This window comes from Acidobacteriota bacterium, from assembly GCA_039030395.1.
Classification (GTDB): Bacteria; Acidobacteriota; Thermoanaerobaculia; order Multivoradales; family JBCCEF01; genus JBCCEF01.
The window spans coordinates 146,714-164,437 of the sequence record JBCCEF010000002.1 but is presented as its reverse complement, the minus strand read 5'-3'; the positions used below and the strand labels follow the sequence as shown (position 1 = coordinate 164,437).

At 66.2% G+C, this 17,724-nt stretch carries 12 protein-coding genes; 8 read left to right on the top strand and 4 right to left on the bottom strand.

All coding sequences use genetic code 11. From position 1 onward, the window contains the following. Positions 1-57 precede the first annotated feature (57 nt). Genes AAF481_03055 through guaB form a run of 5 tightly spaced genes read left to right on the top strand, consistent with a single transcriptional unit; the run spans position 58 to position 5,453 of the window. Entirely contained in the window at positions 58-1,449 is a 1,392-nt protein-coding gene (locus AAF481_03055; protein ID MEM7480130.1) for a tetratricopeptide repeat protein, read from the top strand. Further along, positions 1,440-3,239 (top strand): hypothetical protein, encoded by a 1,800-nt coding sequence (locus tag AAF481_03050; GenBank protein MEM7480129.1) that lies wholly within the window; start codon positions 1,440-1,442, stop codon positions 3,237-3,239. The genes AAF481_03055 and AAF481_03050 overlap by 10 nt, the downstream gene beginning before the upstream one ends. Before the next feature lie 34 nt (positions 3,240-3,273). Further along, on the top strand, positions 3,274-3,546 hold the full coding sequence (locus tag AAF481_03045) for an AbrB/MazE/SpoVT family DNA-binding domain-containing protein (GenBank protein MEM7480128.1): 273 nt from the start codon (positions 3,274-3,276) through the stop codon (positions 3,544-3,546). Further along, complete coding sequence (locus AAF481_03040; protein ID MEM7480127.1) at positions 3,543-3,947, top strand: type II toxin-antitoxin system VapC family toxin; 405 nt, start codon at positions 3,543-3,545, stop codon at positions 3,945-3,947. Before AAF481_03045 ends, AAF481_03040 begins: the two co-directional genes overlap by 4 nt. Before the next feature lie 36 nt (positions 3,948-3,983). Then, positions 3,984-5,453: an IMP dehydrogenase gene (guaB, locus tag AAF481_03035; GenBank protein ID MEM7480126.1), complete on the top strand. Its 1,470-nt coding sequence runs from the start codon at positions 3,984-3,986 to the stop codon at positions 5,451-5,453. Positions 5,454-5,654: 201 nt separating this feature from the next. Here the strand turns inward: guaB and murJ are convergent, their stop codons facing one another. Both murJ and AAF481_03025 read right to left on the bottom strand, forming a co-directional pair. Continuing rightward, complete coding sequence (gene murJ / locus AAF481_03030; GenBank protein ID MEM7480125.1) at positions 5,655-7,289, bottom strand: murein biosynthesis integral membrane protein MurJ; 1,635 nt, start codon at positions 7,287-7,289, stop codon at positions 5,655-5,657. A gap of 18 nt (positions 7,290-7,307) precedes the next feature. After that, complete coding sequence (locus AAF481_03025) at positions 7,308-10,127, bottom strand: M14 family zinc carboxypeptidase (protein ID MEM7480124.1); 2,820 nt, start codon at positions 10,125-10,127, stop codon at positions 7,308-7,310. A gap of 586 nt (positions 10,128-10,713) precedes the next feature. Here AAF481_03025 and AAF481_03020 point away from each other — a divergent pair. Beyond that, positions 10,714-11,511: a Sir2 family NAD-dependent protein deacetylase gene (locus AAF481_03020; protein ID MEM7480123.1), complete on the top strand. Its 798-nt coding sequence runs from the start codon at positions 10,714-10,716 to the stop codon at positions 11,509-11,511. Beyond that, entirely contained in the window at positions 11,508-11,939 is a 432-nt protein-coding gene (locus tag AAF481_03015; GenBank protein ID MEM7480122.1) for a hypothetical protein, read from the top strand. The genes AAF481_03020 and AAF481_03015 overlap by 4 nt, the downstream gene beginning before the upstream one ends. Before the next feature lie 230 nt (positions 11,940-12,169). Here the strand turns inward: AAF481_03015 and AAF481_03010 are convergent, their stop codons facing one another. Both AAF481_03010 and AAF481_03005 read right to left on the bottom strand, forming a co-directional pair. Continuing rightward, the gene (locus tag AAF481_03010) at positions 12,170-13,567 is read right to left on the bottom strand and encodes a 3-deoxy-7-phosphoheptulonate synthase class II (protein ID MEM7480121.1); all 1,398 of its coding nucleotides are present in this window, start codon (positions 13,565-13,567) and stop codon (positions 12,170-12,172) included. 109 nt (positions 13,568-13,676) lie between these two features. After that, positions 13,677-14,588: a zf-TFIIB domain-containing protein gene (locus AAF481_03005; protein ID MEM7480120.1), complete on the bottom strand. Its 912-nt coding sequence runs from the start codon at positions 14,586-14,588 to the stop codon at positions 13,677-13,679. A 215-nt stretch (positions 14,589-14,803) separates the two neighbouring features. Between AAF481_03005 and AAF481_03000 the strand changes: the two genes are divergently transcribed. Then, positions 14,804-17,665 carry a penicillin acylase family protein gene (locus AAF481_03000; GenBank protein MEM7480119.1) on the top strand — a complete coding sequence of 954 codons (2,862 nt, stop codon included), beginning with the start codon at positions 14,804-14,806 and terminating at the stop codon, positions 17,663-17,665. Positions 17,666-17,724 lie beyond the last annotated feature (59 nt).

Below are 17,724 nucleotides of genomic sequence, written 5' to 3'. Positions count from 1 at the left end.
CTGACGGCGGTGCGGGAATATGACTTCCTCGCCCTATCGAAGCGCGCGAGTGCCCAAGTGAGCGACTCGACCGCCCTGAGTTTGGCCCGTTTGCGTCTGGCCTTCGGCTTCGATCTCAGTTCCATTCCTCAACAGTCCATCGCCTTCTTGCAATCGCCCGCTTCCAACGACGCGGCTGCGGCAACGGACCACTGCTCCTTCGACGACGGCTTCGAGCGGCTCTTCGGTAGCCGTTCCACCCGAAGAGACCTCCGGACGCAGGTCGCCGCGAGAGAAGGAGCGGCGCGAGGGGTCGCCCTGAATCTGCATCCGGCAAAGTCCTGGACCGGTTGCGACCACACCTTCACCGCCCTCAAACAACGACTGTTCGAAACGCCGTTGGGCGTGAGAATGGGTACGAGAGAAGAGATCAGCACCTGCGAACTGAGAGCCGAGATTCAAACGGCCCTGGAGCGTGATCCGCTGCTCGTCGCCTTCGCCGACCTGCACGCTCGTACCTGCGGCGAAGGCGAGGGGATCGACCCTGCCCTCGCCGCCGTCGCCTCCGTGGCGCTCGCTCTGCGGACCTTTCCACCCCGCGACCAGTGGCAGAGCGCCCAATTTAGCTCGGATGGAAGCGAGCTGCAGAAGAAGACCGAGCGCTGTGAGAGAGGATCGATGTTCGCCTGCAACGATCTCGGCAATCTCCTGACCAACGGCAAGTTCGTGCCCCGGGATCTACAAGCCGCCTTCTCGCACTACGTGCGGGCATGCGACCAAGAGTTGCCGGCAGGTTGCTTCAGCCTCGCCGTGGCTTTCCGGCAGGGAAAAGGCGTGACTCGGGATTCTGCTCGGGCCCTGGACCTCCAAGACTCGATCTGCCGGGAAGAAGGTGTCTCGCACAGCCTTCCCCTGGCCTGCGTCGGCGCCGCTCAGATGCGCGCCCTCGGAGAAGGGGTGGAGAATCAGCAAGAGCAGGGATTCGCCGACTTGAAGGCCCTTTGCCGGGACGAAAACGAGTTGCCCGCCTGCAACGATTGGGCAAAAGCCCTCGAATCGCTCTACGACAAGGGTGACTCGAGCATCGATCTGGACACCATTCGAAGGCTCTTCGAGGACGCCTGTCAGCAGGGAGATCCGTTCGCCTGCTCCAACCTCTCCAGGTACCTCTGGGAAGGACTGGGGGACATCGAGGCGCAGCCTGAGCGCGCCATCGAATGGGCATTCAAGGTCTGCCACGCCGGTCTCTTGTTCGCCTGCTCCCGACTCGCCGCCTATCGCGCCGCGAACCTAGAGGCAGGACGAGAGTTGGACGCCACATTGGCCCTCTCGCTCCACACCTGCAACGCCGGCGACGGCGAGGCTTGCGCCCAGCTCGCCGAGTGGATGGCGGCACGAGGTGCCAACCGGAACGCCGAAGCGCTGCACGCCGACGCCTGCCTGGCCGGACACCAAGAGAGTTGCTCCTGAACCGCCGTCCGCGGGCCGGAACGCCCCGCACGCCAGCAACTCGGCGGCTACGGCGAAGCCGCTTTCTTCCCCTCGCCGCCCTCGCCGGTTCGCTGTGGGCCTTCGGCTGCGCGGCACCGGTCACGCTCCTCGCGCCGCAAGCGGCTCCGGTGCATCAGGAGGACTTGGGAGAGACCCACAACGAGCACCTGCGTTCCCTGGCGCAGAAAGCGCGCCTGCCGCCGCACGTAGTCGGTGCCGGTTTCGCCGGCGAAGGAATCACCGAAGCGGTCAAGGGCCACTGGAATCGCGCCCGACTGGGGTATTTCGGGCGGAGCGAACGCCCCTACTACAGCGGAGAATCGTCCCCGCATTGGCCTGCGGAAGCGCCCCAAAGCTGCATCGCCATCTCGGGCGGAGGAATACGGTCGGCGGCCTTCGCTCTCGGGGTCTTGCAGGGCCTCGAACACCAGGGACACCTCGCCACCACGGATATTCTCTCCTCCGTCTCCGGGGGCTCCTACGCCACCTCCTGGATCTACTCCCAAGCGCTCCAATTCGACGCTGCTCGGCGGGCAGACCCCTTGCCTCATCTGTTCGCCGAGTCGAGCCCCTACCTCGCCGGCCTGGCAGCTCGTGCCGGCTATTTCGTCGATACGGTCGATGGCCTAGCCAATGCCGCCGCCGGCCTGGTCGGCCGGCCCCTGTGCGCCGTCGCGGCGATCCCAGCGCAAAACACGGTGCCTCGATTCTGCGGCTCGCACTCCGGCTACGCCTCGGACATCCGCCGAATGTTCCACGACGGGCGCAGGGTGGCGCCGCAAGAACTTCGCGATCTGCTGGGTGGAACAGCGCTACCCTTCCCGGTGTTCAACGCCACCGGGAGGACGGCCCCCAACGCCCGCTGCGAAGGATCGACGGACCGCGACGAGAATCCACGACCCCTTGCCGATTCGGCCTTCGAGTTCACTCCCCTGCGACACGGTTCCGACGGCTTGGGCTACACCGCGGCGGACCCCCGCCTGCTCGATCTCGGCCACATCGTCGGCATCTCCGGTGCCGCCCTGGACGATCCCTACGGCAAACTCTGCCAGTACATCGCCTGGACCGGTGTGGGCCTGGGCGCCTTCATCCACGGCTTCGAGTCCGCTCCGGATCTCGAGCCGCGCAACGCCGGTTCCGAAATCGAGCCCCGTCGGCAGCGGGTCTACCTATCGGACGGCGGCTTCGCCGACAATCTTGGCGTGTTTCCGCTCGTCCGCCGGCTCTGTCGGCGCATTGTGGTGATCGACTCCGCCCACGACCCCTGTCTGGCCTTCACCGCCTACCAACGTCTGCGGAGGGCCCTGCGAGAGGAAATGGGCGTCACCCTTTCGGTGCCCGAAATCGACCATCTCTTCGCGGCCAACACCGTGCCGTGCCCCGCGGGCGAGGAGTGCATCCGCACGGCTCGCCAGTGTGGTCGAGAGCTCCCGGAAGACACCGCCTTCCTTGCCGACCAGCTCGAACACCCGGTGATGACCGGCTCCATCGCGGCCTTCCCCTTTCCGGACCGCGCTCCGCTAGAACTGGAAGTGGTCTATATCAAGCTCTCCCTCGACGCGGATCGCCTCGCAACCTACAGCTCGACGGTGCAACGGGTCTACGCGGCCAGTGAACACCCGACTTGCCGCAAGGCGACCATCGGCCGCAAGTGCCCTTTCCCGCAGTACTCCACCCTCGACCAGGACTACTCCGACCTCCAGTTTCGGGCCTATCGAGAACTCGGGGCAGCGATCGTCCAACAGTCTCGAAGTCTCTTCTCTCCCTAGGCCACATGATGAAACCACATGATAAAGTCGAGTTATGACCACAAAGTCTTTAGAAACGGTTGTCACCGAGCGAGGGCAAGTGTCCATTCCCGCCGAGATCCGGCGCGAGCTGAACCTGACACCGGGAAAGCGTCTCTCCTGGCGAAAAGTCGCGGACGATGAACTGTGCGTGACCATCGCGTCGGATGAGAAACCCGTCGGGGCGATGGCGATGCTGGGCTTCGCTCGCACCTTTCGCGGGACCTCTCGGACAACCGAAGAATGGATGCGCGAGTTGAGAGAGGGCGAGGAAGAATGGGGTGGGTGATCGACACCTGCATCTTGCTCGACATCCTGGAACCCGACCCAGAGTTTGGAGAGTCCTCTGCCCGTTTGCTAGACGAAATCCGATCAGACGGCCTGGAAATTGCCCCAGTCATCTATGTCGAGCTTGCACCCGCTTTCGGCGGCAGCCGCCGCAGACAGGACCTCTTCCTCTCTCGAATCGGCTTTTCACTGCCTCCAGAGTGGGAACGAGCTGACACGGAAACAGCCAGGGCTGCCTGGGCTCGGTTCATTCACCTGAAGCGCACGGGGAAGACCCCCAAAAAGCCCTTGGCCGACCTCTTGATCGGAAGCTTTGCCCACCGTCGTCGAGGCTTGGTCACGCGAAATCCAAAGCACTTCTCGGGTGCATTCCCGGACTTGAAGATCCTCGTCCCGCCTTAGCCTGGGATTTCGCGCCGAGTGCGTTTAGAATCCCCCATGGCCGACTCCCCTATTCCCGTAGCCCTCACCTTCGACGACGTTTCCCTGGTTCCGGGAATGTCCGAGGTCCACCCGAACGAGGTGGATCTGTCCACCCGCCTGTGCCGCGGCATCGACCTCAAGGTGCCGTTCGTTTCCGCCGCCATGGACACCGTGACGGAGGCCCGCCTGGCGATCGCCATCGCTCAGGAGGGCGGCCTCGGCGTGGTCCACAAGAACCTCTCCATCGAAGAGCAGGCCTTCGAGGTGGACAAGGTCAAACGTTCGGAGTCCGGCATGATCGTCGATCCGGTGACCATCCGGCCGGAGGCGCGCATCCACGAGGCCCTCGATGTGATGTCCCGCTACAAGATCTCCGGCGTACCGGTGACCGATGCGGACGGCCATTTGGTAGGCATCCTCACCAACCGCGATTTGCGCTTCGAGGACGATCTCCAACGACCGGTGCGGGAGCTGATGACCCACGAAGACCTGGTCACGGTGCCCGAGGGCACCACCCTCGCCCAGGCCAAAGCACTGCTCCACAAGCACCGCATCGAGAAGCTCCTGGTGGTCGACGACAGCGACAACCTGACCGGTCTGATCACCGTCAAAGACATCCAAAAAATGATGGACTACCCGCGTGCCTGCAAGGACAACCTCGGCCGCCTGCGGGTGGGCGGGGCGATCGGCGCCGCCGGCGACTTCATGGAGCGGGCGGCGGCGCTGGTCGCCGTCAAGGTCGATGTGCTGGTGCTCGACTCGTCCCATGCTCACAGCCGCGGGGTGCTGGAGGCGGCGCAGCGGATCAAGGCCGAGTTTCCACAAACGCCGATGATCGTCGGCAACGTGGCGACGGCGGAGGGCGTGCGGGCCCTGATCGACTGCGGAGCGGACGGCGTGAAGGTGGGCATCGGCCCGGGCAGTATCTGCACCACCCGGGTGGTCACCGGCGCCGGCGTGCCGCAGATCACGGCGATTCTCGAATGCACCGAGGCGGCCGCCGAGCATGACGTGCCGGTGATCGCCGACGGCGGCATCAAGTTCTCTGGCGACTGCTCCAAGGCGATCGCCGCCGGCGCGGACGCGGTGATGATCGGCTCCCTGCTGGCCGGTACCGAAGAGAGCCCCGGTGAAACCATCCTCTACCAGGGCCGCCAGTTCAAGGCCTACCGCGGCATGGGCTCCCTGGGAGCGATGAGCCGCGGCAGCGCCGACCGCTACTTCCAGCAGGCCGGCGACTCCCTCGCCAAGATGGTGCCCGAGGGGATCGAGGGGATGGTGCCTTTCAAGGGCAGCGTGCACCAGATGTTGCTCCAGCTCGTCGGCGGCCTGCGCGCCGGCATGGGGCTTTCCGGCTGCCCGTCGATCGAGGCCATGCGCACCAAGGCCCGCTTCGTGCGGGTGACCGCCGCCGGCCTCAAGGAAAGCCACGCCCACGACGTGACGATCACCAAAGAAGCGCCCAACTACTGGGTGGATCGGTGATTCTAGGCGGGCTCGGCGCCCGTGCGCGGGATCGCCCCCTCACCGCCAAGAAGTGTCATTCTTGGCGGCTCCCCCCGACGCGGGCCGCCCCATCCTCGGCGGCTTGCGCCGCCGCTTCGGTCTTCGACCTCAGTGATGATCTGCTCGGGTAGCAGATCATCCGTTACCCAAGCGCTTTCCCGACGCAGTATCCCGTTCGCTTCAGCGATGCGGTCGCTTGTGACCGAAGCGGCCCAGCCAGGTCTCCAGTTCGGAGAACCTGAAGGCTCTCGCCGCGACCAGGTACAGGCCGGCGAAGGCGCCGAGGACGGTCAGGGCTCGGACGATGGGGTGGAGTTCCACCGGCAAGGAACCCAGTCCCAGGGAGACCGCCGCACCGCCCACCAGTGCCAGCAGCGTGAGTCCAGCGGCCCGCGACCAAGCCCGCCAGGGAAAACGCAGGCTCGGCATGCGCTTCCCCAGGAAATAGCTCAAGACGGCGAGTTCCGTCCAGGCTCCGACCGCCGATCCGAGAGCCAACCCCACCGCCCCGAAGAAGAGGCTGCCGCCGCTGCCGTCCACCGCGAAGCGGTCGAACCAGAACATCGCCGGCACTCCCACCGCCACCGACAGCACCACGCGCAGCACGGCGACCTTCGCCGGGGTGCGGGTGTCGTCCAGGGCGAAGAAGGAGTTCTGGAGCAGGCGGGAAACGGCCGTCGCCGGCAGGCCCAGGGTGTAGGCACACAGCACCGCATAGACCTGTAGATTGGCCGCTTGCTGGAAGCTGCCGGTCAGGAAGATCGCTCCCACCAGCAGGTAGCCGAAGGCCAGATAGCCGACCACCGAGGGCAGCAGCAGGAACATCATCTGCCGCAGAGAACCCTCCACCCGGCCGAGGAATCTCTGGCGGCCGGTCTCGCCCAGGCGGGCCAGCTCCGGCAACTCCGAGGCGGCCACGGACAGGCCAAACAGGCTGATCGGCAGGATGTAAAGGATCTGCGCATAGCGCATCGCCGAGAGCGCCCCGGCGGCGAGGAGAGAGGCCAGCAGGACATCGAGATAGCCGGAGAGCTGGTACACCCCGCGGCCGGCGACCACCGGGCCGAAGGCGCCGAGGGCCTGGCGTACTCCCGGCGCACGAATCGAGAGGGACGGCCGCAGGCCGCCGAGAAGCCGCAAGACCCCCGGAAGCTGGATCCCGAACTGGAGGGCTCCACCGACCAGAGCACCGACACAGGCGGCGATCAGTACCCGGGTTTCGCCACCGCCCCACTGCAGACCCGCACCGACCAACGCCGCGATGATCGCCCCGTTCCACACCACCGGCGCCAGATACGGCAACAGGAAGCGCCGGTGGCTGTTGAGGATGCCCAACGCCCAGGCGGAGAGCACCAGCAGGCCGGTCATCGGGAAGATCCAGCGCACCGCCCGCACCGCCAGTTCGAAGCGATCGACGGTCAACTCTCCGGCAGCCACCCGGGCGGCGTCGCCGACGAAGCCCGGTGTCAGCAGGCCGACGAGGGGGCGAGCCAGCAGCACCCCGATCAAGGCCAACCCGCCGGCCAGGCACACCAGCAGGCCGAAGATCGCGCCGGCGAAGCGCCCGGCGTCTTCTTTCCGGCCCTCTTCCACCAGCCGGCTGTAGACCGGAATGAAGGCCGCCGAGATAGTGCCTTCCCCGAGCAGGTTTTGCAGCAGATTGGGACCCTTGAAGGCCGCCTGCAGCACATCCGCCAGCGGCCCGACGCCGAAGAAGTGCGCCACGGCGCGCTCCCGTACCAGCCCCATCACCCGGCTGACGAAGATGCCCACGGCCACTACCGAAGCGGCGCTCTGGCGCTTTCCGGCGCTCATCGGATCGCCTCGACCGGCTCACTCAGGGAGATCATTCCAGTGCAGCAAAAGGTTGAACAGAAAGCGGAAATCCGAAGTGTTGAGGTGGCGATGGAGGGGATTGAAGCCGTACATCACCACCCGCCCCTGCCCCACCGGCAGGTCGACGATCGCCGCCTTGCCGGCCAGTTTGTCCGGCGAGTCGACATAGCCCGACAGCACCAACGGCCGAGGCTCTTCTTCCTTCTCCTCCTCGGCCATCGGCTGCGGCGCGGCGACGGCGGCTTCCTCCACCGCCTCGTCGAGGGCGAGGTCCTCGCCGAGGATCTCGTCTTCCACTTCCGCGATCTCGATCTCCTCCTCCGGCTCCTCCGCCTCCTCCGGCGGCTCGTCACCGAAACGCATCACCACCCGCTGCCGTTCCCTCTTGTCGACCTCCAAAAGCAGTCCGTTCCCCCGGAAGACGCTGGTGCGCTCCGGATAGCCGTAGACCAGCGGATGGTCCGCCGCGGCCAACCGCGCGGACAATTCCGAGCCGGGATTCCTCACCGAGGTCGACGAGCGCGACACCCGCCGCACCAGGCCGCCGTCCAAGGCGAGGATGGCGCCGTTGCCGAGGGTGGCGAGCAGGCCGCCCCGGCGGACGAAGTCCTGGAGGTTCGCCAACCCCTCGAAACCCATGCCGCCGGTGATGTCGTCCGAGGCGTTGGGCCGCCCGTGGCTGGGAAAGTCGGCGGTCTCGGTATAGGCGAGCGGGCTCCAGCGCCGGTCGATGCCGTGAACGATACGGGCCAGGCTCCGCCCCACCGGCGGCAAGAGCAGCACATCGAAGCGATCGAGCAGGTCTCCCCGACGCAGATCGTCGGGACTCACCAAATCGTAGGTTAGGCCTTGGCGGTCCAGGGTGTAGCGGGCCCAGCCGGCCTCTTGGGTGCGGGTCCAGGTGTGGATCACCCCGAGGCGGGGAAGATCGACCACGTGGCGCCGCACCTCCGGCATGGAGAAGGCCGGCTGTACTTCCAGCCCCAGCTCCACCGCCACCGGCTCCACCACGTCACGCGGCGCCTGGATGATCCAGCTACCCACCGGGTACTGTCGGCCGTCGGCGTCGAACGGCTCCTCGGCGGCATCGATCTGGTACCCCCGCCAGTAGAGCCGCGCCCGCAGCAGCGAAGTCTGCCCGCGATCGGCGAGCAGGTAGAGGTCGCTTCCGTAGTCCGAACCGGCGATACCGCCGGCCGGCTGCACCGGCGCCGTCACGGGCGCCATCGCCGCCTGCAAAACCGCCGGATCTTCCACCGCCGTCGCCTCAACTCCCATGAGCAGCGGCCAGGTCCAGGCGACATCGTCGTAGGGCGGGTTGGGTTCGTTCTTGGGAAAGGACTGCGCCTCCAGAAAGTTCTGGGCCGCGTTGCGGGCCGGTTGGTCCAGGCGGACCACATAGCTCCCGGTTCCATGGGTGGTCTCCCCGAAGGTGACCGCCTCGGCCAGGCGATGGACCTCGATCTGGTGTTGCCGCAGCAGGTTGACGAGATCCGCCAACCGGCCGCCGTCGCGCTGCCCTTCCACCGGCAGCACCCAGGCGTGCGGTGCCTCGTCACCGCCTTGCTCGATGGCCCGCTGTGCCTTGCGCCACTGATTGCCTTTCAGTTGCTCCGCGTGGAGGGCGGCGTAGTCGAGGGCGGCCAGCACTCCGGCCTGCATATAGTTGGTGTTGTTGCGCAGCGACCAGGTGACCTTGTCCTCCGGCGGCCAGGGACGATACCAGGTGGTCTCGGTGACCTTCTTGCCGACGAAGCGCGCCTTGGACAGGTCGCGCTCGAAGGTGCCCGGGTGGGAGTTCCCGAAGGTCTCATAGAAGCGCCCAACGGCGTGGTGGTGGTGGGCCACGGACACCAGGTAGCCGGGCCACCAGCCGTCCCAGAAGCCCCACACCCACACTCCGGGAAGGCCCTGGGCCTGGAGGGCCGACGCTTCATGGTGAGCCATCTGCGTCCACTCGTTGATGGTCACCGGATCGACCGCCGGGCTGTAGGGGCCGTGGCCGGTGGAAATGTAGAGCAGCGGCACCGACTCGTGGAGGTCGTGTACCACCTGCGGCCGCCAGCGATAAAAGGCGTCGTGCACCGCCCGGGTCAACGCCTGGGTGCGCTGCATGCCGTCGCGGTTGTTGTCGTGGTAGACGTACTTCCCCCAGTAGGGCGGACCGCCAATCTCCGCTACATCCTCCCAGGACATGTCGCGCCCCTTGAGGTGCCGCCGGTACCACTCCACCACCCGATCCCGCCCGTCTGGCTCCACGACCGGGGTGATCAGCACCACCAGTTTGTCGCGCATGCGGACGATCTCCGGTCGCTCGCTCACCGCCAGCCGGTAGGCCAGCTCCATCAGCATCTCCGGCGAGCCGGTCTCCCGCGAGTGGAGGCCGCCGAGCAGGTAGTACACGGCCGGCCCGTCGGCGATCAGCTCGTCTCGCTCAGCCGGGGTGGTTTGACGCGGATCGGCCAGGCGTCGACCCGCCTCCCGGATGGCGCCGGCCCGCGCCAGGTTGTCTTCGGAGGAGATGGAAACCAGCATCATTTCCCGGCCTTCTTCGCTGGTGCCGAGGGTCTCGATCTCGACCCGCGGACTGGCCGCCGCCAGTTCCCGAAAGTAGCCGTGCACCTCCGCCACCGACGACAGCACGTCCGGCGCCCCGGCGATGTGGCCGAGATGGTCGGTGGGCGACGGCGCGGTGTCCGAATCGGGCAGGGTGGCGACATTCTCTGGAAGGAAGGCAGGATCCGTCGTGGCTGCCAGAACAGCCTCTGCAAAGCCGGGCTCGCCTTCTACATCTGCAGCAACCAGCCCGGCCGGCATTGGCTCCTGGGCTATCGGTTCTGCGGTCACTGGCTCTTGGGCCCAAGCAGAAGCTGCGATGAGCAGGCAGCAAACGACAAGACAGAAGGCGAAGCGATGGGTCATGACAACTCCTCGGCAATGGCAGACACGCAAGAAAAGATTCGTGGCAATTTACCGGTTTCTCTGCGTGAACGCCATTCGCTTCGGTGGCCTCCGAGGTTCGAGACTGGTCTAGCTCCGCCGACTTCCCACCACCCCTGCCGAAGCCAAGGACTGGAATCCTCGGGGGACCGGGATCACCTTGAATAGAAGCGTGGATCCAGGACCGCGGGTGAGAAGTGCGAGTCCAGGGGGGTTCGGGGTAGCTTTGCGAGGGCGCTCGCGCTTTCTTGGGGAGGGGTCCAGCGTTTTGCGCCCTCGCAACGCAGGGCGGGGCCACATCATCAAAGATCACCAAGCCCCGCCCGGTCCCCCGAGCCCCCCTGGACTCGCACTTCGTTCAAAGCCTCGAGCACAAAAAGGGCAGGACGATGTCTAGAGCAAGGTGCCTTATGCTCAACCCATGGAAGATCTGACGCAGGAACTAGCCGAAGCACTGCGATCCGTGGCAAGTGAACGAATCGCGGTGGTCACCGGAGCGGGGATCAGCGCGGCGAGTGGGATTTCGACCTTTCGGGGCTCCGACCCGGAAGCGGTGTGGAACCAGAACGACATTGAAATGGCGACCTTCGGGTTCTTCCAGCGCGATCCGGTGACCCAGTGGCAGTGGTACCTGGAGCGCTTCCGCAAGGCCACTGCCGCCCAACCCAACGACGCCCACCGGGCACTGGTAGATCTCGCCGGCTGGATGAGCGAGAGCGGCGGCCGGCTCGCTCTGGTGACGCAGAACATCGACACCCTGCACGAGCAAGCCATCGCCGAGCGCCGGGGCGGTGGCGCCCTGGACCTGATCAAGGTCCACGGCAGCGCCGATCGGGTCCGCTGCGCCCGCGACGGCTGCCGCCTCGGCTCCCCGGCGGGCTCGATTCTGCGCACCGAGGTCGACTTCTCGGGCTTCCAGGAGTCGCCCGACCGCGCCAACCTCCCCACCTGCCCGGACTGCGGCTCGTGGCTCCGCGCTCACGTTCTGTTCTTCGACGAGTACTACACCGAACACCGCGACTACCGCTATCGGGACGTCGTCGAGGTTGCCGACAGCGCAAAGTTTCTGCTATTCATCGGCACGTCCCTGTCCGTCGGAGTCACGGAGATGTTCCAGCAGCAGGCCGCCCTGCGCGGCATCCCCGTCTACAGCATCGACCCCGCCGCGGCACCCTCCCCCTACCGCCACATCCAAATCCTGCCGGCACCGGCCGAGGAGCTGCTGCCGAAGGTGGTCAAGGCACTGACGGAGGCTCATTGACCCTGCTGTCGATCCATGCCGGCGCCACCCTCGCGATGGTGGGAGTGATCTGGTTCGTCCAGCTCGTCCACTACCCCCTATTCGCCCTCGCCTCAGAGCGGCAATTCGCCGGCTTCGCCGAAGCACACCAGCGACGCACCTCCTGGGTGGTCATGCCGCTCATGCTCACCGAGCTGACCACCGCCGTCCTGCTTCTGCTAGATCCGCCCCTGGGTCTGGATCACCGGTTACTGTGGTTGGGGATCGGCCTGCTCGCCTTCATCTGGATCTCAACGGCGCTGCTCCAGGTGCCCCTCCACCAACGCCTGACCCGCCACCGCGACCTCTCCGCCATCCACCGCCTGGTGGCAACCAACTGGCTGCGCACCGCCGCCTGGACGGCCCGCGGCGCCCTGGCGCTCGCCCTGATCACCCAAACATCACCCTGAAGAGCCCGTCAGAGCGGGGGCGCAGTTCCCTTCACTTCGTGAAGATAAGAAGCCGGAGGTCCGAAGTGAGGTCCCCTCGGCGGAAAACTGACGCGGGCGCTACTTCCACAGAGCAGAGGGACTGAACGAGAAGAACGGAGGTCCGAGGCGGGTCCCGTCGGCCGGGAGCTCGACGCGGGAACTCAGAGGATTTTTGGAATCATCAGGTCGTTGGCGCCCGCGGATCCAACTCAGGGCCGGTTCGGATCTCCCGCCTTCACCTTCCCCATCCGCCGAGCCACCAGCATCGCCAGCTCCAAAGCCTGCTCATAGTTCAACCGGGGATCCACAAAAGACCGGTATGCCCGATCGAGGTCCCTGTCCGCCAGTCCGCGCGCCCCGCCGGTGCATTCGGTGACGTCCTCTCCGGTCAGCTCCACGTGCACCCCACCGAGGTAGGTTCCCAGCTCCGCGTGGACATCGAATGCCGTCTCCAGCTCCGAGAGAATCGCCTCGAAGCGCCGCGTCTTGCGGCCGCTGGCCGTCTTCTCCGTATTGCCGTGCATCGGATCACAGCACCACACCACCGTCTTGCCGCTCGCACGCACCGCTTCGACCAGCTTCGGCAGATGCTCCCCGACGGACTTCGCGCCGAAGCGGTGGATCAAGGTCAAACGTCCCGGCTCGTCGTCCGGGTGTAGCAGATCGAGCAACCGCAAAAGGGTGTCGCGCCCTATCGCCGGCCCGACCTTCACCGCCACCGGGTTGCGGATGCCGCGGAAAAACTCCACGTGCGCCCCGTCCGGCTGCGCCGTGCGCATGCCGATCCAGGGCAGGTGCGTCGACAGGTCGTACCAACCGCGACGACGCGGCACCTGGCGGGTCTGGGCCGCCTCGTATTCGAGATGAAGTCCCTCGTGGCTGGTGAAGAAATCCACCCGTTCGAGCTGCCCGACAGGCCTCCCGACCACCGTTTCCATGAAGCGCAACGCATCGCCGATGCTCTCCACCATGCGCTGATAGTCCACCGCCCAAGGTGAGTGCTCGACGAACTCCAACTCCCAATATTCCGGGTGATGGAGATCCGCGAAGCCGCCATCGATCAGGCCGCGAATGAAATTGAGCGTCAGCGCCGAGCGCTCGTGGCCGCGGAGCAGGCGCTCCGGCGCCGGCACCCGCGCCGCCTCCGTGAACTCGATTCCATTGACTAGATCGCCCCGGTAGCTGGGCAGCGTCTCACCGCCGATGGTCTCCAGATCGGCGGAGCGCGGCTTGGCGTATTGCCCGGCGAAACGGCCGACCCGCGTGACCCGCTTCTTCGCCCCGTGCACCAGAACCAGGCTCATCTGCAGCAGGATCTTGAGTTTGCTGGTGATCGCATCGGCCCGGCAGTCGGCGAAGGTCTCCGCACAGTCGCCGCCCTGCAGCAGAAAGCGCTCCCCGCGCGCCACCTGGGCGAGCTGCTCCTTGAGGCTGGTGACCTCCCAGGAGGTGACCAGCGGCGGCAGGTCGCGGAGCTGCGCCAGGGCCGCCTCCAGGGCCCGCGAGTCCGGGTAGTTCGGCTGCTGGGTGGCGGTCTTCGAACGCCAGGAACTCGGCGTCCAATCGGTGAGTGTTTCGCTGGTGGGGGACGGGGTCGGTTCGGCCATGGAGAAGGATCCTCGGGGAGTCCACTCGGAGAGCGAGCGATCCTACACCGAGAACCCGCCCTCGGCAGGAAATATTCTGAAGATTCTATGTGCTAGCGAGAAGGCGGAATCAGTCGAACTTGCTCAGCGCCCACTCCCCGGCAGCAAAGAGCGCTTCCCAAAGCATCCCTCGGCCGAAGGTAGAGCTAGGCTCCGAGCGCAGAATCATCGGGGCCGGCGTAGACGAGCGCTTGCGCTGGGCCTCGGTGAGTTGATCGAGCTGACGACGCTCCATGCGGTCCAGCCCACCCTCCTCGATCCAGCGCAGGATGCGCTCCAGCTCTTCTGCATCGAACCACACGCCGTGATCCCGGCAGAGGTCGACCACGACACCGCTGCGGCGGCCGTAGTTCTGGCGGTTCATCAGGTTGTTGCACACCGGGCAAGGGCGGTAGACCGGCGCCGTGGACGGGCGGTTGTCGTGCGTGGCGCCGAGATCGACATCCCGTCCGCGGTCGCGCGAGGCGACAGCCACCGGCACATGCCCCTTGCGGGCTTGCTTGCCGAGGCGCTCGAACACGTCGTTCTCTAGCCAGATGCCGGCGCAGGACGGGCATTCCACCAGGGCGAGGTTGCCGACTCGCCGGCTGTTGAGCTTGCGGCCGCCGTCGGATCCGCCACACGAAGGGCAGGCCAGGGTGGTGGGCGTCGCCACGGCCTTGGTGGCGGTCATCGGGTGGGCGCAGGAGTGGCAATAGCGCGCCCGGCGGCTGAGGCGGGTCATGCAGTGCGGACAGAGGGACGACAGATCCAGCTCGTGAACGGTGAAGTCCGCACCGCAGAAAGTACAGGCCTGGGCGTTGCGCTCCCGCGGACCGCCGCAGGCGCTGCAGTGGATGGCGGCGGACTCGTGGGGTTTCGGCGTGGGTATGGTCACCACCGCGCCGCAGGAGCAGTGGAAGACATCCCCCGGCTCCTGGCCCTCCACGTCGTACTGCCGGGCACAGTCGTCGCACTGGGCCACCAGCCTGAAATCGATCATCGAGGCACTTTCCATTCCCGATCTATCCGTTTCCAAATCATTGAGCTAGAGATATGTCCCTATTTACCCACATTCCTTCACTATTTCTCTTGACAGATGGACCTACGAGCCGCACAACGATTGTATTCACTTTTCGGAATTGCGGGGACCGGAGGAAAGCCCTCGGCTTCGATGCTCACGCGTTGCCGCATGACGCCTCTTGGAGGAGGAGATTCATGAAGCGCACTGTTTTTTGGCTGGCGATCGTCGCCTTCACTGTTTCACTGGCCTCGCCACTGACCGCCACCGTCACGGTGCGCGAACGAATCGCCGGACTCGGCGCGCAAGGACTGGTCGAGCGCGATACCTGGGGCGTACCGCACATCACCGCCCAGTCGGAGACCGATCTCTATTTTCTCCAGGGCTACGTCCATGCCGGCGACCGGCTTTTTCAGATGGACACCACCCGCCGCCAGGCGAGCGGAACCTTGGCCGAACTACTGGGTGAAGCCGTCCTGGCGAGCGACGTGGAACTCCGCACCCTCGGCCTGCGCCGCGCCGCCGAACGATCCCTCGGCGCAATCAGCTCCGAAGCCCGCGGCCATCTCGAGGCCTATGCCAAGGGCGTCAACGCCTGGGTGGCGGCGAATCCGCTGCCGGTGGAATACGGCGCCCTGGAGATCACCTCCTTCGAGCCTTGGACGCCGGTGGACAGCCTGGTGATCGCCAAAGCCATCGCCTTCAGTCTCTCCTTCGATCTCGACATCGATGCCTCCCTCACCCTCGGCGCCTACCAGGAGGCCCTCGGTGACGCCGGCACGGCACTCTACTTCGAAGACATGTTCCGCTCCGCCCCCTTCGACCCCGCCGCGACGGTGCCCGATGCCGTCGGACCCGGTGGGTTGCAAGGCGGTGTGGCCAGTGCGCCGCTGCGCGAGCAGCCGCAGCCGACCTGGGATCGCTCCGCCGCGCGGCTGAATCCGCAGGTTCTGCGTCTGGCCGAGAGCTACTACGAAAAGGTCCGCCAGGTGCCGATGCTGCGCGATGCCATCCGGCAAACGGAGCGCATCAAGGGATCCAACGAGTGGGCAGTGCGCGGCCATCGCACCAAGAGCGGCCGGCCGCTGATCGCCAACGACCCCCACCTCGCCCTCGACGCCCCGGCGACCTTCTACCCGGTCCACCTGCAATCGTCGGACGGCCGCCTGGACGTCCAGGGCAGCGGCTTCGCCGGCGTGCCCTACGTCATCCAGGGCCAGAATCAGTGGATCTCCTGGGGCAGCACCACCAACCCGATGGACGTCACCGACACCTACCTGGAGACGGTGCTACCGGACCCCGCGTCGCCCAGCGGCATGAGCACTTTCTACCAGGGCAACCTGGAGCCGATCATTCCCATCCCGCAGGTCTTCCATTTCAATCAGCTCGACGGCACGCTGGACAACCCGGCCATCGCAGCGCCGGGAACGGTGGTCGGCGGAACCGCCATTCCGCCGGCGGTGCTGATCGTGCCGCGGCGCAACCAGGGGCCGATCGTTCAGCTCGACAGCGACGCCGGAATCGCCCTGTCGGTCCAGTACACGGGCTTCTCCGCCACCCGTGAGATCGACGCCTTCCGCCGCTGGGAGCGGGCGCGCAATATCGACGATTTCCAGACCGCCCTTCAGTTCTTCGACGTCGGTTCCCAGAACTGGGTCTACGGCGACGTCAAGGGCAATATTGCCTACTTCACCAGCGCCGAGATGCCGATCCGCGAGGACCTGCAAGCCGGCGTGGTCGAAGGCCTGCCGCCCTACTTCATTCGCGTCGGCGCCGGCGGCAACGAATGGTTGCCGGTCGCGCAGCTGCAGGACGGCCAGGCCATTCCCTACGAGATTCTGCCGCCGGCGGAGATGCCGCATCTCATCAACCCGCCGATGGGCTACTTCGTCAATGCCAACAACGATCCGGCAGGCACCACCCTCGACAATGATCCCCTCAACCAACTGCGCCCCGGCGGCGGTATCTACTACCTGAACGCCGGCTACGCGCAGGGCACCCGTGCCGGCCGCATCACCCAGGTGTTGAAGGAAAAATTCGCCGCCGGCCAGGTGGATTTCGAGGACATGCAGGAGATCCAGGGCGACACGGTGCTGCTCGACGCACAGGTCTTCGTGCCCCACATCCTGTCGGCCTTCGAAAACGCTTCCGATACGGACGAACCGCTGCTTGCGGTCCTGTCGCTGGACGCGGGTATCTCGGAAGCGGTGGACCGGCTGCGGCACTGGGACTACTCCACTCCGACGGGTCTCGCCGAAGGCTTCGACTTTGGCGACCCGGATCGCCGCGGAGCGGTGACCGGAACGAATCCGCGAGGGCCGGAGATCGAGGCCAGCGTGGCGGCCACCATCTACTCCGTGTGGCGCGGCCAGATGATCCAGAACACGATCGATGCGACCCTCGGCCAATTCGGCCTGCCGGTCCCCGGCAGCAGCCGGGCGGTCATCGCTCTGCGTCATCTCCTCGACACTTTCGACCAGAACCAGGGGCAGGGCGTCTCGGGAGTCGATTTCTTCCAGCTCGATGACCCGCTGGAGCCGCCGACGGCGGACGCCCGACGGGACATCTACATCCTGGCCAGTCTCGGAATGGCTCTCGAACGCCTGGCCGGCGAGCCGTTCGAAGCGGCTTTCCACGGCTCGACGGACCAGAACGACTACCGCTGGGGATACCTCCACCGCCTGGTTCTGGACCATCCCCTCGGCGGCCCCTTCTCGGAGCCAGTTCAGGGTCCTCTCCCCGGCCTGCCGGGCTTTCCGGTGGACGGTGGCTTCGGCGTGGTGGACGCCTCGAGCCATTCGGCCCGGGCGGACAGCGCGAACGACTTCATGTTCGGTAGCGGACCGGTGCGGCGCTATGTCGGGGAGCTGGGCGGCCAGCCCGGCATGATCCACGGCGAGAGCAGCCTGCCGGGCGGCAGCAGCGCCGTGCTCGGAAACCGCTGGTACAACAGCATTCTCGAGATGTGGCTGCGCAACGCCACCTACCCGATCGTGCAGGAGCATTTCGCCCTGCAGGAGCAGGTGAGGGTGCGGCGGGTATTCACGCCGGCACCGTGAAGGCGTAGCGGCGGCCGGATAGTGGGCCGGAACAAGGGAGCGGATAGTGAACTGGCGAA

Excerpts from the sequence above, each read along its gene's own strand:
- AAF481_03045 (MEM7480128.1), top strand. The coding sequence starts at position 3,274 with ATGACCACAAAGTCTTTAGAAACGGTTGTCACCGAGCGAGGGCAAGTG.
- guaB (MEM7480126.1), top strand. The coding sequence starts at position 3,984 with ATGGCCGACTCCCCTATTCCCGTAGCCCTCACCTTCGACGACGTTTCC.
- murJ (MEM7480125.1), bottom strand. The coding sequence starts at position 7,289 with ATGAGCGCCGGAAAGCGCCAGAGCGCCGCTTCGGTAGTGGCCGTGGGC.
- AAF481_03025 (MEM7480124.1), bottom strand. The coding sequence starts at position 10,127 with ATGCCGGCCGGGCTGGTTGCTGCAGATGTAGAAGGCGAGCCCGGCTTT.
- AAF481_03010 (MEM7480121.1), bottom strand. The coding sequence starts at position 13,567 with ATGGCCGAACCGACCCCGTCCCCCACCAGCGAAACACTCACCGATTGG.
- AAF481_03005 (MEM7480120.1), bottom strand. The coding sequence starts at position 14,588 with ATGATCGATTTCAGGCTGGTGGCCCAGTGCGACGACTGTGCCCGGCAG.
- AAF481_03000 (MEM7480119.1), top strand. The coding sequence starts at position 14,804 with ATGAAGCGCACTGTTTTTTGGCTGGCGATCGTCGCCTTCACTGTTTCA.